Origin of the sequence: Vibrio sp. Hep-1b-8 (genome assembly GCF_006124995.1) — a bacterium.
Classification (GTDB): Bacteria; Pseudomonadota; Gammaproteobacteria; order Enterobacterales; family Vibrionaceae; genus Vibrio.
Genome location: NZ_QEWN01000017.1, coordinates 1 through 16,526, shown reverse-complemented (window position 1 = coordinate 16,526; position 16,526 = coordinate 1). Strand labels below are relative to the sequence as shown.

Below are 16,526 nucleotides of genomic sequence, written 5' to 3'. Positions count from 1 at the left end.
TTTAATTTAGTCAATTGAAACATGTTACTAGGTGATTTGATTAGGGAATTCTTTCATTGATGATAAAACGTTCAATCAGTCTCAATTGTGATATGGGTGAGAGCTTCGGTTCTTGGACAATGGGTAATGACCGATCAGTCATGCCACATATTGACATGGCGAACATCGCATGCGGATTTCATGCCTCCGACCCTAAGATCATGAGTGATACCATTCAACTTGCGATCAAATATAACGTAAAGGTCGGCGCGCATCCTAGCTACCCCGATCTGCAAGGGTTCGGCAGACGCAGTATTCCAATGCCAGCAGAAGAAATTACTGCGATGCTTATCTACCAAATTGGAGCGATTAAAGGGTTATGTGAGAGCCACAACTGCGAGCTCAGTTACATAAAGCCCCACGGGGCACTATATAACGACATGCAAAAAGATATGGTTATCTTTGAGGCCGTGGTTGATGCTGTCTCTAGCTTTAACTTACCTTTAATGACTCTCGCTATCACAGATAATCAACGACTCCTCGACATCGCCGATCGATATGATGTGCCTCTGTTATTTGAAGCTTTTTCTGATCGACGCTATCAAGCCAATGGACAACTTGCACCCCGCAGTATGCCGAACGCCGTTATTAGCAGCGAAGACGATATTCTCAATCAAGTTCAACAAATTGTTCAGTATGGGAAAGTTCGCACGATAGACGGATTCTCTATTGCTCTCGATGCAGACACGATTTGCGTGCATGGTGATAACGAACAGGGAATCAAGATCATCGAGAAAATCAGATCGTTAATCCAACAAGAGAGGTCGGGCTAATGAACATTGACACGTCCATCGATCCCGTTGCGGAATGTTCAATTTTAATCCGTTTTCATAGTGATCCTAACGACCACCTTTCTTGGGTCATTGGAGAAATCAGTCATTATCTCAGCAACCAGCTTGGGATCTGGGTGATGAATGTCACTCCCTCGTTTGATTCAATCCTTATTGACTACCTTCCTCACCGCATTTCAATTTTTGAGTTCGTCCCCTATTTGGAAAAACTCGTGACCGAAGCGTTGCATCACATGCCGGAGTACCATCAGCCAGATATCTTAGAGCTGCCTATCTATTATGATGTTTCGGTGGGTCCAGACCTTGAACTCTATACTGAAAAAGGAATAGCCATTGAGGACGTGATTTCACGCCACTGCGATACTGAGTACACGGTAGGTGCGATTGGATTTTCAGCAGGATTTGCCTTTCTTAGCCAAGTTGACCCCGCTATTCAACTGCCACGAAAACGCACTCCTCGGGTATCTTTACCAAAGGGCAGCGTCGGTATCGCGAACCACCAAACCGCGATTTATCCAAGCGATAGTCCTGGAGGGTGGAACATCATAGGCAATTGTCCTATCGACCTTTACCATCCCAATAGTCACCCTATCCTGCCTTTTACTATCGGTACACGTGTACGTTTAAAACGCATTGAATTAGATGAATTTATTAGTCTAGGCGGGCAAATAACTGAGGGATGGCAATGATAAACGAGTACTACGTTGAAGTCATTAAGCCGGGTCAACAGACTTTGATCCAGGACTTTGGTCGATTTGGCCTTGCGCATTTTGGTATAACACAAGGTGGGCCTGTTGATGACTACGCCTATAGCTGGGCGAACCATTTGCTGGGCAACACGGTCAATATGCCCACACTTGAAATAACCTTAGGTCAGGCAGAGTTTCTTATTCATTCAAGCTGTGAAATGGCCATCGCTGGTGGTGATCTTGCCGCACGGCTGGATGAGCAACCACTTGAAAACTGGTCAACGTTTAAAGCGAGCAAAGGTCAACGTCTTACATTTGGACTACCTAAAAATGGCTTACGCAGTTACCTAGCGATTAAAGGCGGATTCATCGTTCCACCTCAATTAGGCAGTGCCGCGACCGTAACGCGAGATCAGTTGGGTGGGTTAGCATCAGGCTGTCCACTATCACTTGGAGATGTACTCAAATTTGCGCCGCATGTCCCCCGTCGTCGACCAGTACAAATGACGTTCCGCTATAAACCGGACTACAACCTGCCTATCGAACTACGTCTAATAGAAGGTTATCAAGTAGGTGATTTTACACGTGACGCGATTAATGGGTTGTACAATCTTGAATTTGATGTCAGCCAACTGATCAATCGCATGGGTTATCGACTCTCTGGTAATAAGATTGCAGCGCCGGAAAAAGAATATTTAAGCGAAGGAATTGCATTAGGTTCAGTTCAGATCCCGCCCAGTGGTGAACCCATAGTGCTTCTAAATGATAGGCAGACTATCGGCGGCTATCCAAAAATCGGTTGTGTGGCAAGGATTGACCTGCCTCGCCTTGCACAAGCGAAACCTGGGCAAAAAGTCCGCTTTGTACGGGGTGATTTACTGGGATTGCAGGATGTGTGGTGTCAATGGGCACGATTCTTCGGTTATTAGGGCCACGCGGCCCTAATAACCGCTATTGACCATAATATTGAGCGAGTTGCTGTGGATATGTTCTCGCTTTCGCCAGCTCCTTTGCTTTGTTCTCAATCTCTGCCTCACTAAGAGCAAGCGTGATCGGATGAAGCTGCTCAATCGTCAGGTCTTGGTAGTGAAACAGTTGCCACTGCTGGACGAGTTTTACCGCCGCTTCGTAGGCTGATGAACCTTTCACCACCTCCACCCGCGCGTAATGCCTGCCTTCAAACGTCACATCAGCCGCACGCAATGTGTCATCCTTGCCAGGTATTTGCTGTGCACCAAACAATGGTGTACCGAACTCATGAGCCACGGAGTAATCAGGGATAAATCGCGCCATATGTTCTATTGCACGTCGACTTCGTTGAATAATAACGTCCTCATCCCAGCCTTTCTGGATTTTAGTTTTCAACCGCAGTGGTAAGCTTGGCTGTGATGAATCAGCGCTAGAAGCAACTAAACCATCTTCAAATAATGTGATGTCTTTGGTCATGCCATGCAATTGAAAAATACCATCAGGATAAGGTGTCAGCTGTGCCATTCCGTTTGGTGTGCCACGTGGTCCGTGGAAAATTACTTCAGGCCAAAGTTCTTCGCATTGTGGCCAATGTGTCACATAGGCCGCTTTAAACTCGACCAGACGTTCACGTGGTTTCTGCGCCAAGTCATCGATTGATCCTGTCTCATAACCACAAGCGTTGACCAAGTAATCTACCTGAAGAAACTCAATGTTTCCCTCTCTGTCGATACACACCACTGTCCAACCTTGGTCTGACTCTTCAACACCTATCACTTGAGTTTGTGCCTTAAGTTGGCAGTTAGGCATTTTTTCTAGAGCCAACGTCGCTGATGCTGCAATTCGAAAAACACTCCACCCATATTCTTGAACAGCAACAACCGGAAATTTTAACACCTCCAAATCCACATGCTTGGCAAAAGGAATCAGCCATTCATCAATGGTAGTAGGATTTTGGGGTTGCTCTAAGCATGCTAAGGCTTCAATTTCATCACGACTATAAAACTTGTAGTAGTCTGCGGGTTCACCAAGCACCTTGTTGGCTATGTCTTGTTTTACAAGTTCAGCATAGCAGTCTTGAATCGTAATAAGACGCTCGTACAGCTCTTCGGGCGAGCCTCCATCACTGTATGGCACCGCGATGACCGTTGGACGTTTATTGACGGTTTGCGGATACAAGCGAATGGTGTCGATAGATTGTTTTAGTAGCTCGATACATTGTTCAGTCGAGATCTCTCTGTACAAATTTCCACCAGCATGGAGATGGCATATCGGCGGACCACTGACCAGCCCAGATCCTTTCTCGATTAAGTGTACGTTTAGGCCCAACTCCGCCATGTGGACGGCGGCCGTTGCTCCTGCGATACCGCCACCAATAATGGCGACGCTAGGGGTGCGAATTTGTTGCGATTCAGATTGCATTAATGTGGCTAATTCGTTCATTCTCAGGATATTTTACTGCCATTAACGAGTGAATAAAATCACAATTTTTGCATGGTGAATTAATGCCATTTTGACGAAAAAAAAATGAAAAAAATGCTTGACTCAAAAATGGTGAAACCAGAAATAATTGCTTCTGTGAATAACAAATCGTTGACGGGCTTTTGCTATTCAGGCTTGTGGCAAATTGTTACTTATCTACAGGCCAAGTTATCCCAAACTTTATCCACCGTTTTTGTGGATAACTGAACAACTTGGCCGAATAGATTTAGCTAACTGCCTTATTTATAGGGGTTAGTAGGCCTTTTATTAGGCTGTTAACCACCAGCGCCAATGTGAAAAAAGTACCTAACGGCAGTGTAATCCACAGCACGAGATGTAGGTTGGGCTTAAGATCAAATCCGTACACCATCAGAGCCCCAACGACAGCTTCTGATCCGATTGATGCGATTAAGGCCGCAATCAAAGACATCAATCCATATTCAGCCCAAATGGTTTGTTCTACACGCTTTTTACTCGCTCCTAGCGTCCGGTAAAGTTGAATTTCATCCTGTCGCTGCCCTAAGCTCAAACGCAACAAGGTGAAAATCAACAATAACCCAGACAATACACCGATTGCTGCCAGCAATGTTATCGACCAAACAATCTGTTCAAGCAGTTGTTGAATCTTAGCGCCCATCACTCGTATATCCATCAGACTGACTGTGGGGTATTGACGAGATAAACCATTAAGCAATTCGTTGTGACTATCTTCAACCCGAAAACTCACTAAGTAAGTAGCCGGTATGTTGGCCAGTACGTCTTTGGTAAAGATAAAGTAAAAGTTAGGCTTCATATCCCGCCACTCAACAGAACGAATCGAGTTAACGGTTGCCGTCACGGTTTGGCTATTAATCACAAAACCTAATTCATCGCCAATAGATAAATTGAGTTCATCGGCCACATCCTGTTCGACGGACACACCATTGCTTTCACTCCATTGACCTGTGATCAGTTGATTATGGGCCGGTATGCCATCAGCAAAGGTAAAGTTTATCTCTCTTCTCAACGCGTCACTCGACTCAGGACCATTGGCCAGCGACTTAGCGTCAACCCCGTTAATATCAAGTAAGCGACCGCGAATGATTGGATAGTCTTGGGAACGCTCAATAGCGTTATCATCCAGGACTTTCAAGTACCCCTCTTTTTCGTAAGGTGCGATGTTGAGGGCAAACGCGTTGGGGGCATCTTTGGGTATGGTTCTACTCCAATCGGATAGCAGATCGGTTCGTACTAGCCACATCGTTGCCAGCAACATCAAAGAGAGAGCTAAAGCACCGAACTGAATTCCTGTCGCTGACATAGAACGATTTATTCTGCTCAACGCTAACTTGAGCGGAGGAGACAAAGGCATCTTAGCAAGTGATTTTGTAATCACTACACTCAGTAGCCCTAACACAATGAACAATACGCCCATTCCGGTTAACACTATCCACACCAATAAATTGTCGTAATACGCGACTAACATGGGGATTAGTGGGAACAAAAGTAACAGATATCTTTGCTTGCTTTGCAGAGAATGTTGCTCAGCTTGCATCACATTTACCGCACTGACGTTAATCAAATTGAGCAGCGGAATTCCTAACGCAGGAATGGCAATCAGAATACTGGTGGTTATTGCTATTATTGCCGGTTTGATACCATAGCTAGGCAGTGGATTAGGTAATAAATCGACCAATGGTATTCTTAGCAAAAACTCAAGCAGTATGCCTAAAGACGTGCCCAGTACCATAGCAGAAATAAGAAGAATGGATACCTGAGTCAGCAACCAGCGAGTTAACCAATGCTTGCTCGCCCCTAAACTCTTGAACATCGCAATGGTTCTTTTCCTCGTTGCTACGTAGTGCTGGCAAGTTAACACCAATGTCGTCGCTGCCATGATGATCACGATCGCCACCGTTAGGGAAAGGTATTGTTCCGTTCTCTGAAATACTTCATTGGTTCGGCTAGCACTATTTTGGTCACGCCAACGGTCACTAGGTGTCAATGTGACGTTCGCTTTGAGCTGTTCAATCTCCGACTGGTTCGCGTCAATGAACAGGCTGTAGCGAACTCTGCTACCGATTTGCACCGCACCTGTTTTACTTAGATCATCACTATGAATAAACGCAGATGGCATTTGTTGAAACGGGTTAAAACTCAGTCCGGGTTCCTCGACTATTCGCCCACTGACGGTAAAATCCGCGTCGCCAACTGTGACGGCGTCACCAATTTCAACTTGTAGCTGTGCAAATAGCCGTTCGTCTAGCCAAAGCTGCCCTGGTTCCACTTTTGAATATTCAGCCTTGTCATCACTCAGTCGCATCTCCCCTTGCAGCGGGTAGCGACTATCAACAGACTTAACGGTGATAAGTTTCATCGCATTGTCGCTAAATGCCATGGTTGCAAAACGTGTCTGTTGTGAAGCAGTGAGACCACTTTGTTCTACGAGCTTTGTGAGCGTGGCAGGCAAAGGGTTTGACGAGCTAAATACTGTGTCTGCGGTCAATGCTTGCTTACCCTGCTTGACCACCACTTGTTCCATTCTCTCTGCAAGCGCGGTGAGGGCAAATATACACGCGATGATCATCACCAATGCAATCGAGACTGGCCATAATTGGCCTTGTCTGATCTCGCTAATGCTCCAGCGTATCATCTGACTGTTAAATGCTCCGTGATTTGATTTCCCCATCACTAAGCCTCCAGCTTGCCTGCTTTCATGGTCAACACCCTATCGCAACGCTGAGCGAGTTTCTGATCATGCGTCACCAACACCAGTGTCGTACCATGCTTTTTATTCAGTTCAAACAGTAGCTCAATGATCGTGCTCGCCGTTTGTTCATCTAAATTACCCGTTGGCTCGTCGGCAAACAGTACTTTAGGCTGAATCATAAAAGCACGAGCCAAAGCTACGCGCTGCTGCTCCCCACCGGATAACTGCGTTGGAGAGTGATGGATACGATTTCCAAGCCCTACAGATTCAAGTAACGTCGTCGCCCTTTGCTTATCTTCGCTTTCACCTTTCAGCAAACAAGGGAGAGTGACGTTGTCTAACGCGCTAAGGCTCGGGATGAGTAAAAAACTTTGAAACACAAAGCCAACCGATTCACTGCGAATAGCCGCTCTCGCTTCATCATCAAGCGTGTGTAACGATTGTCCTAGAAGGTTCACTTCACCACTGGTGGGGATGTCCAAACCTGCCAACAATGTCATCAGTGTCGATTTTCCAGCACCAGATGTCCCTACAATAGCGACGCTTTCTCCTTCCTTGATGTCGAGATTGACGTCTTCAAGGATTGTTAATTGCTCTTGTTTAGTAGAGACTATCTTAGACAATGAGTGTGCTTTAATTACGGATGTTTGCATGTTTCGACTACTTTCCTTTGTACTTTTACTGACTTTTATTAATCCTGCGTATAGCAAAACCCTGATGATTCTCGGTGATAGCCTTAGCGCTGGCTACCAAATGCCGATCGAGCAAGCATGGCCATCTCTTCTTACGCAAGATCTCGCCAATAAGGATCAACATGTTACCGTAATCAATGCTAGCATTTCTGGCGACACAACGGGCAATGGTTTAGCACGTCTTCCTAAACTGTTAGAGCAGCACAAACCTGACTACGTCCTAATAGAACTTGGAGCCAATGATGGACTGCGCGGCTTTCCACTAGGTCTGATTGGAAACAACTTATCACAAATGGTGACATTAATTAGGCAAACAAATGCCAAACCACTCATTATGCAGATCCATGTACTGCCAAACTATGGCAAGCGTTACACTGAAGCCTTTTCAGCCGTTTATCCTTCATTAGCCGCAAAACTCGATGTCCCCTTACTGCCCTTTTTTCTTGAAGGTGTGATTATCAAACCTGAGTGGATGATGGACGATGGCCTTCACCCTAAGCCAGAAGCACAAGCTTGGATTTCAAGTTTTGTTGCCAATCAATTGATTAATCACTTCTAGTTGCCCTAGCTCAATGAAGTTTACATAGCTTTACGTTAATTTTCTCCGAATACCCTCAGTAGGTGAAGGACAGAAAATGATTATAAAACCTGTAATAGATGGCGTTGTTGCACGCAGCGCACATCCATTAGGATGTGAGCAAGCCGTGCTTAACCAAATTGAATATGTAAAGTCTTCACAACTCATACCCAACGGGCCCAAGCGTGTCTTAATCATCGGTGGTTCATCTGGCTTTGGCCTAGCCTCGCGAATTGCTCTGACATTCGGTGCTCAGGCTGACACCATTAGCGTATCGTTTGAAAAAGCACCTTCTGAACAAGGGACAGGGTCTGCGGGTTTCTACAACAATTACTATTTTAAACGCCACGCCAAACGCGCGGGACGAATCGCTGTAAATATCCATGGCGATGCTTTTTCTAAACAGATAAAAGATGACGTCATTGAAGCGATAGAAACCTATTTTGAAGGTGAAGTTGACCTGATTATTTACAGTGTTGCGTCAGGTGTGAGACCAAAAGAACAACCAGGACAGTTCTGGCGCTCTGCTATTAAACCGATTGGTCAACCTGTGTCAGGGACTACGCTACTGCTTGAAAATGATCAGTGGTACAACTCAACGTTAGAAGCTGCGAGCGAAGAAGAGGCAGAAGCGACACGCAAGGTCATGGGTGGCGAAGACTGGGAAGCATGGATCGATGCTCTGATCAATTCAGAGTCGCTTGCTCATGGTTGTAAAACAATCGCCTTTTCTTATATTGGCCCAGAACTGACTCACCCAATCTACCTTGATGGCACATTAGGCCGAGCGAAAATAGACCTGCATCAAACCAGCCATTCCTTGAATCTGAAAATGGCGAACTTCGAAGGCGGCGCATACGCAACCGTCTGTAAAGCGTTGGTGACCAAAGCGAGTGTCTTTATACCAGGTCTAAGCCCATACATTATCGCTCTGTATAAAGTGATGAAAGAGAAAGGCACCCATGAGGGATGTATCGAGCAAATGCTACGTCTGTTTAGTAGCAAACTTTACGGCTCTGAGCGTGTCCCTGTTGATGGTGAAAGGCTGATTAGAATGGATGACTGGGAACTTGATGCGGATACACAATCACAAGTTAAGCAGTTAATCAGTGAAATGGATTGCGGCAACTTCATGCAGTTAGGTGATTACTCTGGCTTCAAGCATGAGTTCCTCAATTTAAACGGATTCGATTTGCAAGGTGTAGACTATTCAACCGACATCAATATTGATAAGTTTATAAAATGAAATTATTGTTTTAAAACCATGTCTCATTAATAAGACAAAGTGTATTGATTGCCCTAAAGCTGAGCCTTGGGGCTTTTTTTTGTCTATTTCATCATGCATCCTTAACTCCTGTGCCATCCACCGTTTAATTATTAAACATTTCTTTACCCGTATGTGCATCGTAACGACTATCCTTAAAACAGAGAGCAAGGACTGCCTTTATAAAAAATTAACGACAGGGAGTTTGTATGTCTAAGTTAAATACAGACAACATGGTAATTCCTGATGAAATGAGCTCGGGATGGCAAGTTATCGTTAACCTTTTAGCTGAGATTATTTCCGTACCAGCCGCTTTAATCATGCGTGTGCACAAAGAGCATATTGAAGTGTTTAGCGTGAACAATAACAACGCCCATCCCTATCACATTGGGGACAAAGAGGGTTTAGGTCAAGGTCTTTACTGTGAAACGGTGATCAACGAAAATCGGCTGCTTTTGGTGCCTAACGCGTCCAAGGATAGCCAGTGGCAAAACAATCCTGACATGAAATTCGGCATGCTAGCGTATTGCGGCTTACCCTTATGTTGGCCTAACGGTAAAATGTTCGGAACCATCTGCGCGCTGGATAATATTGAAAACCCGTTTAATCAAACCTATCAACAATTGTTGATGTCATTTCGTGACTCCATTGAGGCACAACTCAAAACCGTTTTTCAAAACTACCACCTTCAACAACTCAACAGCGAGCTGGAATCGCGCGTTCAAACTCGAACACAAGATCTGGTCAAACTCAACTTTTCTCTAAACCAAGAGATCGACAAGCGCCGCGCCGCCGAGCGTCAAGTACGCTATCAGCAGTTGCATGATTTGGGGACCGGTTTTTTGAATCGTTCAGCACTCGAGTCAGAGGCAAGTCGTTTGATCCAAAACGTCTCGGATAATCAATTCCGAAAAGTCGGTGTACTGCACGTCGGCTTTACCAATGGGCGACGTATTCAATCTAAGTATGGCTACTCAACTTGGGAACACATCCTTATTGAATTTCGTCAGCGACTCCATCAACACTCAGCATTGAATGTGATAACCGCACGTCCAAGCTCCACTGACTTGGTGTTTATTTTTGAAACCAACAGCTACGACAGCGATATTTATCTGCTATGTCAGGAGTTGGTCGATGTCAGCCAATCAAAGTTTACTGTCGAAGGGGAAAGCCTACACCTACATAGCTATATTGGTGTCGCCAGTTCAGACGAAAGCCAGTGTGCTAAAAGTCTCCTAAAATACGCCTCTGAAGCGATGCAATCTTGTAAAGATTCCGGTCATAAATTCAGCTTTTACTCTCAGGACATCTCCGATACACAGAAAAACATCAACCAACTTGAAAGTTACTTGCTTCAGGCTGTTCGTAACGATGACCTACTACTCTATTTCCAGCCTAAAGTGTCACCGGAAACTCATCGTTGGGTAGGAGCAGAAGCACTTCTTCGTTGGCGGCACCCTATTCTCGGTGATATTTCCAATGAAACACTAATCCACTTAGCGGAACAAAACGGCCTCATCTTTGAAGTGGGAAGCTTTGTGCTTCGTTCTGCGATTCAAAAAGCCGCAGAATGGTCTGCCAAGGTGGATGACTTTCGCGTCAGTGTGAATGTTTCTGCAGTGCAGTTGCAAAGTCCACAATTTGTCAATCAGATTGAAGATCTACTCACTGCCTACGAACTACCTGCACGCTACTTAGAGCTTGAGATTACTGAAAGTGGTCTGATTGCGGATGAAGTCGTTGCACGTAACACGCTTCAGTCGCTAAACAAGCTGGGAGTGACACTGTCACTAGATGATTTTGGTACGGGCTACGCATCATTCAATTACCTGAAAAAATTTCCGTTTGACGCCATTAAAATCGATAAGAGCTTTGTCCATCAACTTGATGAAAGTGAACAAGACAAAGAGATCATGCGCTCGATTATCAGTATTGCACAGAAGCTGAGCTTACAAGTTACCGTTGAGGGGATAGAAAACGAACAGCACGAGGCGTTTATCATCACCGAAGGATGTGATATCGGTCAGGGCTACCTTTATGGTAAACCAATGCCCTATGATGAATTCGAAAACAATCTTTACAATCAGATATCTTCGTCGATGAAATATAGTTACTCATCACAACCACACTAGTCCTTTACTCTTAGGCGAGCGATTCCTATAATCCTCGCCTTTCGTGTTCCTAACCGACGATATCAAGATGGATCAGTTAACTGCAAAGCTAAAGAAAATTGAAAAACAGAACTACCGTGCGTACCAGCAAATCAAAGGCGATTACGACTTCGGTGACTACACATTCCATATTGAATACGTACAGGGTGACCCATACGCTTCAGCATCACGTGTGCGTGCCGTTCGCCCTTGGTCATTAACAGGACTCGCTTGGCTACTGAAGAAATCTGCACACTACCAGATTGCAGCGCGCGATTTTATTGCGCGTAGTTTCGCACAACTTGCCAAACAAGACTCTTTACTCAGTATCAGTTTAACAGGACAAGCGGTACTCGACAGCACGGCAGTTCTATTCACCGATGAAGGCATAGAATTGCGTTTTCGCGTCAATCTGCCAGCAGAGGGACGCTCAGTGTTAGGCAAAAAAGCGGATAACCTTTTGACTTTTCATTTGCCTAAGTACATACGTCGAGCCACTCTTGAGCGTGAACTAGACTTAGAAGCCTTGAAACATCATTGTGAGGTCATTGAAGACCAATATGCTTTGCGTAGCCAACTTGATAAATTAGGGCTTATCGCGTTTGTTGGGAACGGTTCGATACTGCCTCGAGTTGCTGGTAACTGCGACTTACCAATGAAAGATGCCATCCCATTTGTTGCTCCGCAATCACTTGAGGTGACAATAGAGACCCCAAACCAAGGCGCGATCACTGGCCTAGGTATCAAGAAAGGCATTACTCTGATCGTCGGTGGTGGATTCCACGGTAAGTCGACGCTGCTAACAGCAATTGAGCGCTCTATCTACAATCACATTCCTGGCGACGGTCGTGAAACCATAGTCACTAACGACGGAGCGATGAAGATCCGAGCTGAAGATGGTCGTTGTGTCCACAATCTCAATCTGTCTAATTACATTAACCATCTGCCAATGGGCAAAGATACTCGAGATTTCTCGACTCAAGATGCCTCTGGTTCAACGTCTCAAGCCGCATGGCTTCAAGAGTCTATTGAAGCGGGCGCATGTGGTTTACTCATCGATGAAGACACCTCAGCGACCAACTTTATGATTCGTGATGAACGAATGCAGGCGTTGGTAAGTAAAGGCGATGAACCTATTACTCCGCTCGTTGATCGCATCGGTCAGCTAAGGGATCAAATGGATGTATCGACGATTATCGTTATGGGTGGTTCAGGTGACTATCTAGACGTAGCCGATACCGTTATTCAGATGCATGACTATCAGCCTGTCGATGTGACCGCGAAAGCCAAACAAGTTGTGCTTCAGCATCCAACCGAGCGTCACAATGAAAGCGAAGCGGAGTTAGAAACCTTTCGTTCACGAGCACTGAACTGTTCAGCTCTACAAAAAATCTTAGTCGATGGAAAATTTCGCGTCGCAGCCAAAGGCATCGATTCATTGCGCTTTGGCAAAGAGTTCACCGATCTGACTGCACTCGAACAACTAGAGTCTAGCGCTGAAGTCAATGCCATTGGCTGGCTATGGTTCCAACTGGCTCAGCGCCCTGGCTGGGTAAATAATCCTGCGAAAGAAATTAAAGAAATGCTGTATGGTGATTGGTCTGCGCTCATGCCAAACCAAGGCGATCTAGCGAAACCACGCCCGTTAGATGTGATGGCAGCACTAAATAGAATGCGTAGCTCTCAATTTAAACCATCGAAATGATGTTTTAACCGTAACTGATGTATAAAGCGCCTTAACTGGCGCTTTTTAGATCATGAATCATGAGTTTTATACTGGAAACCGAACATCTTATTTTACGAGATTTTACTCAAGAGGACATTCAGCACTACGTTAAACAGTGCCAAGATCCCAAGTATCAACGTTTTTACAATGAACAAGATTGCTCACAAACCGAGAGTGAGCAACTGGTTAAGATGTTCATTACACAAGCTGAACAACAACCTCGCCAACAGTACCATTTGGCTATTACCGATAAGATGACCGGTAGCTACTTAGGCATTGCCGCTCTGCGCGTCGAAAACGAACAACAAGCGTCCATCGGCTGTGGTTTGGTGCGTGGAACACAAGGAAAAGGAGCCAGTGAAGAAGCAATGAGAGCCCTGTTGCAATACGGCTTTGACCAATTGTCTATTCATCGAGCCTATGCGGAAACCATCTCTGAAAACCGAGCAGCAATCAGACTATGCTCACGACTTGGAATGCGGGTTGAAGCGACTCTGGTTGAAAATCGCTACTTTAAACAACGCTGGTGGAACACGACGATCCTTGCAATACTCAAAGAAGAATTTAACCGCTTATGAGCGCGTTAATGGCGTAGTACGTTCCATGCTTCGCAGAGAACTCGAAAACGTTCACTGTCTCCTTTCTCACGATCTGGGTGCCATTTGAGCGCCAGTTTTCGCCATCTTCTTCTAATTTCTGTTTGGCTCGCATCATGATGAAGTTCAAATAGACTCAACGCCTTCGCTCTGTCCATGTTTTTTCCATTGGTGCTGCCAACAGAATGACGGTAGCGCGTCCAGAACTCATTGAGTAAACGTTTCACTTCGCCCTCTTCCGCTTCATAGTTCTTCCAGTGGATGTAATAATCACGCAGTGGGTCGTTTACGTCGACTTTATGACCTGCGACTTGATGTGCAGGCATCAGAACAATATTCATCGCTTCAACTTGCAGCCATTTCTCTGGATAGAGCGTTTCCTGAAGTTGGTAGAGCGCATTCATGATAAGAAAATTACGCTTAAATAGATCTTTTTCTGGAGAAGGGTCTAGTACGGGGATAAAACCAAGATCGCCCAAATGAGAAGCCAAAGTGTGGACTTTCCAGCCACTTGGCTGTTTTCTTAGAACCTCTAATACCGGCCAAAGCAACGGGTTTTCCATATACTGCTGAAACTGGGCAGTGAGTTGTTGTTTATCGTCCATAAGCCTTTCTCTTTTTTTATTCAATAAATGACATAATCACTTATTTGTCGAGTCTTGCTTGTTACATTTGTCGCCTGAGCCATAAAAAAGAGCCACCTTTGCTGACTCTTAATTGGTGAATGAATACAGACTAAATGACACCAAGCTCTCTTAGGCGTTCCATCAAGTAACTATCTGCGGTATGGCGTTCAGATAAGACGACTTCTGGTTTTGGATGAAGGAACAGCGGTAAAGATATACGTGAATAATCTTGACGTGAGCCATCAGGGTTGATCACGCGGTGTGTGGTCGATGGGAAATATCCACCCGAAGCTTCTTGTAGCATATCGCCAATATTGATGATCAAGTTACCGAAGTCACATGGTACATCGATCCATGAACCGTCTTTCGCTTTAACCTGTAGACCTGGCTCATTTGCAGCTGGCAACACAGTAAGTAAGTTAATGTCTTCGTGGGCAGCAGCTCGAATTGCACCCGGTTCTTCATCACCCGTCATTGGTGGGTAGTGAAGTACACGTAGAAGCGTCTTTTCACTGCCGTTAATCATTTCTGACAGTGCAATAGAGAATTTTTCTTGCACGTCTTGAGGGGCGTGCGCTTCAACCCAGCTTAGTAGCTCCGCGGCGAATGCGTTAGCACGCTGGTAGTAATCCATGATTTGCTCTTTTAGCTCTTCTGGAATCTGTCCCCATGGATAGATATGGAAGTACTCTTTGATGTCTTTTACAGTGTGACCTTTTGCCACTTCTGATACTGAAGGAGGGAAGTAACCATCTTGAGTCGCGACATTGTAGGTAAACTCATTTTTGCGCTCAGACATAAAGAACTGATACCAGTTCTCATAGATCGACTCAACGAGCTCTTTAGGAATTGGGTGGTTTTTCAATACACCAAAGCCCGTCTCACGAAGTGAGTTAACAAATTGCTCTGCAGCATCGTCAGCAAGATAATCAACAGTTTCCAGTTTCATGACTTTTACTTCTAATTGTTATTAATTTCGAGCAAAGATTCTAAGTGTGACATTTAGGTAAATCAAACTTTGATGAAATGAAACAGAGAGTTTAACGTTTAAATATGCTGTCAAATACGCTTTCAACACATTCCGTTATTTCCAACTGTTTGCTAACAGCGTGTGTTCTCTTCTAACCAAGCCAAATAAGGGTTATAGCCCTCCATAAATGGGATTTGGACGATTTGTGGAACGTCATAATGGTGCAGTTTAACGATGGTCTGTTCCAATTCTGCATAGCATGCTTTTTTGGTTTTCATGATCATTAATATCTCATTGTCGGAACAGACTTCCCCTTTCCAAACATAATGACTGTGGATTGGCATCGTCTGAATGCACCCTGCCAATCCCTTATTCAACACTGAATTAATGATCAATTGCGCGCTTTCATCGCTATCTGTTGTGGTTAACGTAATGCAATACTGACCGCTCACTGGTGATTTCCTTACTTCTGTACGATGACTGGATAATCTTGCTCACAGAGTTCTTTGACAAAACAAGAACCTGAACCTGTATGTGCTACCCAGACTTTCTTTTTCGCTCGAGTTAAAGCGACATAAAACAAGCGTCGCTCTTCGGCATAAGGGAAGCTATCTTCAGACTGGGTCAAGGCTCCATTAATGTGCAGTGCTTTGACACGGGCAGGGAACTGCCCTTCGTCGACCCCCACAACTATAACAAAGTCAGCCTCTTTGCCTTTACTGGCATGACAAGTCATAAACTCAATTGAGAGTAAACCAAAATTTCTCTGCCAATCACGTAAGAGCTCAGGTTTGTGGTAATGGTTACGGCCCAATATCAATACACTCTGAATCGATTTCGCGTTCCTGTTCAATTGATCGAGCACTTTTTCCACATTTCCGGCAGGAATCAGCGTCACCGCTTTCGATTTTTGCTCTTTATGACTATTGAGCGCCTTAGGAATCTGGATTGGGTTTTGCTGCACAAATCGATTCGCCACTTCGCCGATCTTGTCATTAAAGCGATAAGTGGTATCAAGATGATGAATTGTTGAGTTTGGAAAGCGCTTGGCGAACCCAGTAGTAAGATCAACATCTGAACCTGCAAATTGATAAATGGATTGCCAGTCGTCGCCGACAGCAAACAGTATGCAGTCACTATACTCTTCTTGTTGGCAAAGCGCCTCAATCAGTGCTAAACGCTGAGGAGAAATATCCTGATACTCATCAATCATAATGTAACGCCACGGCGATCGAAATTTGCCTTTGACGACATGTTGGGTCGCTT

Annotated in this window: 15 protein-coding genes; 8 read left to right on the top strand and 7 right to left on the bottom strand. The window is 44.9% G+C overall.

All coding sequences use genetic code 11. From position 1 onward, the window contains the following. The first annotated feature begins 59 nt into the window (after window positions 1-59). The 3 genes from DA100_RS05175 to DA100_RS05165 are packed head-to-tail and all read left to right on the top strand — an operon-like array spanning window position 60 to window position 2,448. Window positions 60-812 carry a 5-oxoprolinase subunit PxpA gene (locus DA100_RS05175; RefSeq protein ID WP_138971210.1) on the top strand — a complete coding sequence of 251 codons (753 nt, stop codon included), beginning with the start codon at window positions 60-62 and terminating at the stop codon, window positions 810-812. Further along, the gene (locus tag DA100_RS05170; protein WP_138971209.1) at window positions 812-1,519 is read left to right on the top strand and encodes a carboxyltransferase domain-containing protein; all 708 of its coding nucleotides are present in this window, start codon (window positions 812-814) and stop codon (window positions 1,517-1,519) included. The genes DA100_RS05175 and DA100_RS05170 overlap by 1 nt, the downstream gene beginning before the upstream one ends. Then, window positions 1,516-2,448 (top strand): biotin-dependent carboxyltransferase family protein, encoded by a 933-nt coding sequence (locus DA100_RS05165; RefSeq protein WP_138971208.1) that lies wholly within the window; start codon window positions 1,516-1,518, stop codon window positions 2,446-2,448. The genes DA100_RS05170 and DA100_RS05165 overlap by 4 nt, the downstream gene beginning before the upstream one ends. Window positions 2,449-2,470: 22 nt before the next feature. On the opposite strand, the gene DA100_RS05160 is transcribed toward DA100_RS05165, so the two are convergent. The 3 genes from DA100_RS05160 to DA100_RS05150 all read right to left on the bottom strand — a co-directional run bounded on the left by DA100_RS05160 (window position 2,471) and on the right by DA100_RS05150 (window position 7,312). Further along, window positions 2,471-3,910, bottom strand: a complete 1,440-nt coding sequence (locus tag DA100_RS05160) for an FAD-dependent oxidoreductase (RefSeq protein WP_138971235.1) — start codon at window positions 3,908-3,910, stop codon at window positions 2,471-2,473. 286 nt (window positions 3,911-4,196) lie between these two features. Next, window positions 4,197-6,638 (bottom strand): ABC transporter permease, encoded by a 2,442-nt coding sequence (locus tag DA100_RS05155; protein WP_138971207.1) that lies wholly within the window; start codon window positions 6,636-6,638, stop codon window positions 4,197-4,199. Window positions 6,639-6,640: 2 nt separating this feature from the next. Next, complete coding sequence (locus DA100_RS05150) at window positions 6,641-7,312, bottom strand: ABC transporter ATP-binding protein (RefSeq protein ID WP_138971206.1); 672 nt, start codon at window positions 7,310-7,312, stop codon at window positions 6,641-6,643. Between DA100_RS05150 and tesA the strand changes: the two genes are divergently transcribed. The 5 genes from tesA (at window position 7,311) to DA100_RS05125 (ending at window position 13,646) form a co-directional block, all read left to right on the top strand. Continuing rightward, entirely contained in the window at window positions 7,311-7,910 is a 600-nt protein-coding gene (gene tesA / locus DA100_RS05145; RefSeq protein ID WP_138971205.1) for a multifunctional acyl-CoA thioesterase I/protease I/lysophospholipase L1, read from the top strand. The genes DA100_RS05150 and tesA overlap by 2 nt on opposite strands. Before the next feature lie 76 nt (window positions 7,911-7,986). Then, on the top strand, window positions 7,987-9,174 hold the full coding sequence (gene fabV, locus DA100_RS05140; RefSeq protein WP_138971204.1) for an enoyl-ACP reductase FabV: 1,188 nt from the start codon (window positions 7,987-7,989) through the stop codon (window positions 9,172-9,174). A 227-nt stretch (window positions 9,175-9,401) separates the two neighbouring features. After that, complete coding sequence (locus DA100_RS05135) at window positions 9,402-11,324, top strand: EAL domain-containing protein (protein ID WP_138971202.1); 1,923 nt, start codon at window positions 9,402-9,404, stop codon at window positions 11,322-11,324. 67 nt (window positions 11,325-11,391) lie between these two features. After that, window positions 11,392-13,047: an ABC-ATPase domain-containing protein gene (locus tag DA100_RS05130; protein ID WP_138971201.1), complete on the top strand. Its 1,656-nt coding sequence runs from the start codon at window positions 11,392-11,394 to the stop codon at window positions 13,045-13,047. Window positions 13,048-13,106: 59 nt separating this feature from the next. After that, the gene (locus DA100_RS05125) at window positions 13,107-13,646 is read left to right on the top strand and encodes a GNAT family protein (protein ID WP_138971200.1); all 540 of its coding nucleotides are present in this window, start codon (window positions 13,107-13,109) and stop codon (window positions 13,644-13,646) included. 5 nt (window positions 13,647-13,651) lie between these two features. On the opposite strand, the gene DA100_RS05120 is transcribed toward DA100_RS05125, so the two are convergent. The 4 genes from DA100_RS05120 to DA100_RS05105 all read right to left on the bottom strand — a co-directional run. Continuing rightward, entirely contained in the window at window positions 13,652-14,269 is a 618-nt protein-coding gene (locus DA100_RS05120) for a DNA-J related domain-containing protein (protein ID WP_138971199.1), read from the bottom strand. A gap of 130 nt (window positions 14,270-14,399) precedes the next feature. Continuing rightward, on the bottom strand, window positions 14,400-15,239 hold the full coding sequence (locus tag DA100_RS05115) for a 2OG-Fe(II) oxygenase family protein (RefSeq protein ID WP_138971198.1): 840 nt from the start codon (window positions 15,237-15,239) through the stop codon (window positions 14,400-14,402). 152 nt (window positions 15,240-15,391) lie between these two features. Further along, window positions 15,392-15,712 carry a divalent-cation tolerance protein CutA gene (cutA, locus tag DA100_RS05110; RefSeq protein ID WP_138971197.1) on the bottom strand — a complete coding sequence of 107 codons (321 nt, stop codon included), beginning with the start codon at window positions 15,710-15,712 and terminating at the stop codon, window positions 15,392-15,394. Between the two features lie 11 nt (window positions 15,713-15,723). Further along, on the bottom strand, window positions 15,724-16,526 hold an 803-nt coding region (locus tag DA100_RS05105), incomplete at its 5' end, for a 3'-5' exonuclease (RefSeq protein ID WP_171052146.1).

What these genes read in the sequence shown, in the direction of transcription:
- DA100_RS05175 (WP_138971210.1), top strand. Translation starts at nt 60, where the DNA reads ATGATAAAACGTTCAATCAGTCTCAATTGTGATATGGGTGAGAGCTTC.
- DA100_RS05170 (WP_138971209.1), top strand. Translation starts at nt 812, where the DNA reads ATGAACATTGACACGTCCATCGATCCCGTTGCGGAATGTTCAATTTTA.
- DA100_RS05165 (WP_138971208.1), top strand. Translation starts at nt 1,516, where the DNA reads ATGATAAACGAGTACTACGTTGAAGTCATTAAGCCGGGTCAACAGACT.
- DA100_RS05160 (WP_138971235.1), bottom strand. Translation starts at nt 3,910, where the DNA reads ATGCAATCTGAATCGCAACAAATTCGCACCCCTAGCGTCGCCATTATT.
- DA100_RS05155 (WP_138971207.1), bottom strand. Translation starts at nt 6,638, where the DNA reads ATGGGGAAATCAAATCACGGAGCATTTAACAGTCAGATGATACGCTGG.
- tesA (WP_138971205.1), top strand. Translation starts at nt 7,311, where the DNA reads ATGTTTCGACTACTTTCCTTTGTACTTTTACTGACTTTTATTAATCCT.
- DA100_RS05150 (WP_138971206.1), bottom strand. Translation starts at nt 7,312, where the DNA reads ATGCAAACATCCGTAATTAAAGCACACTCATTGTCTAAGATAGTCTCT.
- fabV (WP_138971204.1), top strand. Translation starts at nt 7,987, where the DNA reads ATGATTATAAAACCTGTAATAGATGGCGTTGTTGCACGCAGCGCACAT.
- DA100_RS05135 (WP_138971202.1), top strand. Translation starts at nt 9,402, where the DNA reads ATGTCTAAGTTAAATACAGACAACATGGTAATTCCTGATGAAATGAGC.
- DA100_RS05130 (WP_138971201.1), top strand. Translation starts at nt 11,392, where the DNA reads ATGGATCAGTTAACTGCAAAGCTAAAGAAAATTGAAAAACAGAACTAC.
- DA100_RS05125 (WP_138971200.1), top strand. Translation starts at nt 13,107, where the DNA reads ATGAGTTTTATACTGGAAACCGAACATCTTATTTTACGAGATTTTACT.
- DA100_RS05120 (WP_138971199.1), bottom strand. Translation starts at nt 14,269, where the DNA reads ATGGACGATAAACAACAACTCACTGCCCAGTTTCAGCAGTATATGGAA.
- DA100_RS05115 (WP_138971198.1), bottom strand. Translation starts at nt 15,239, where the DNA reads ATGAAACTGGAAACTGTTGATTATCTTGCTGACGATGCTGCAGAGCAA.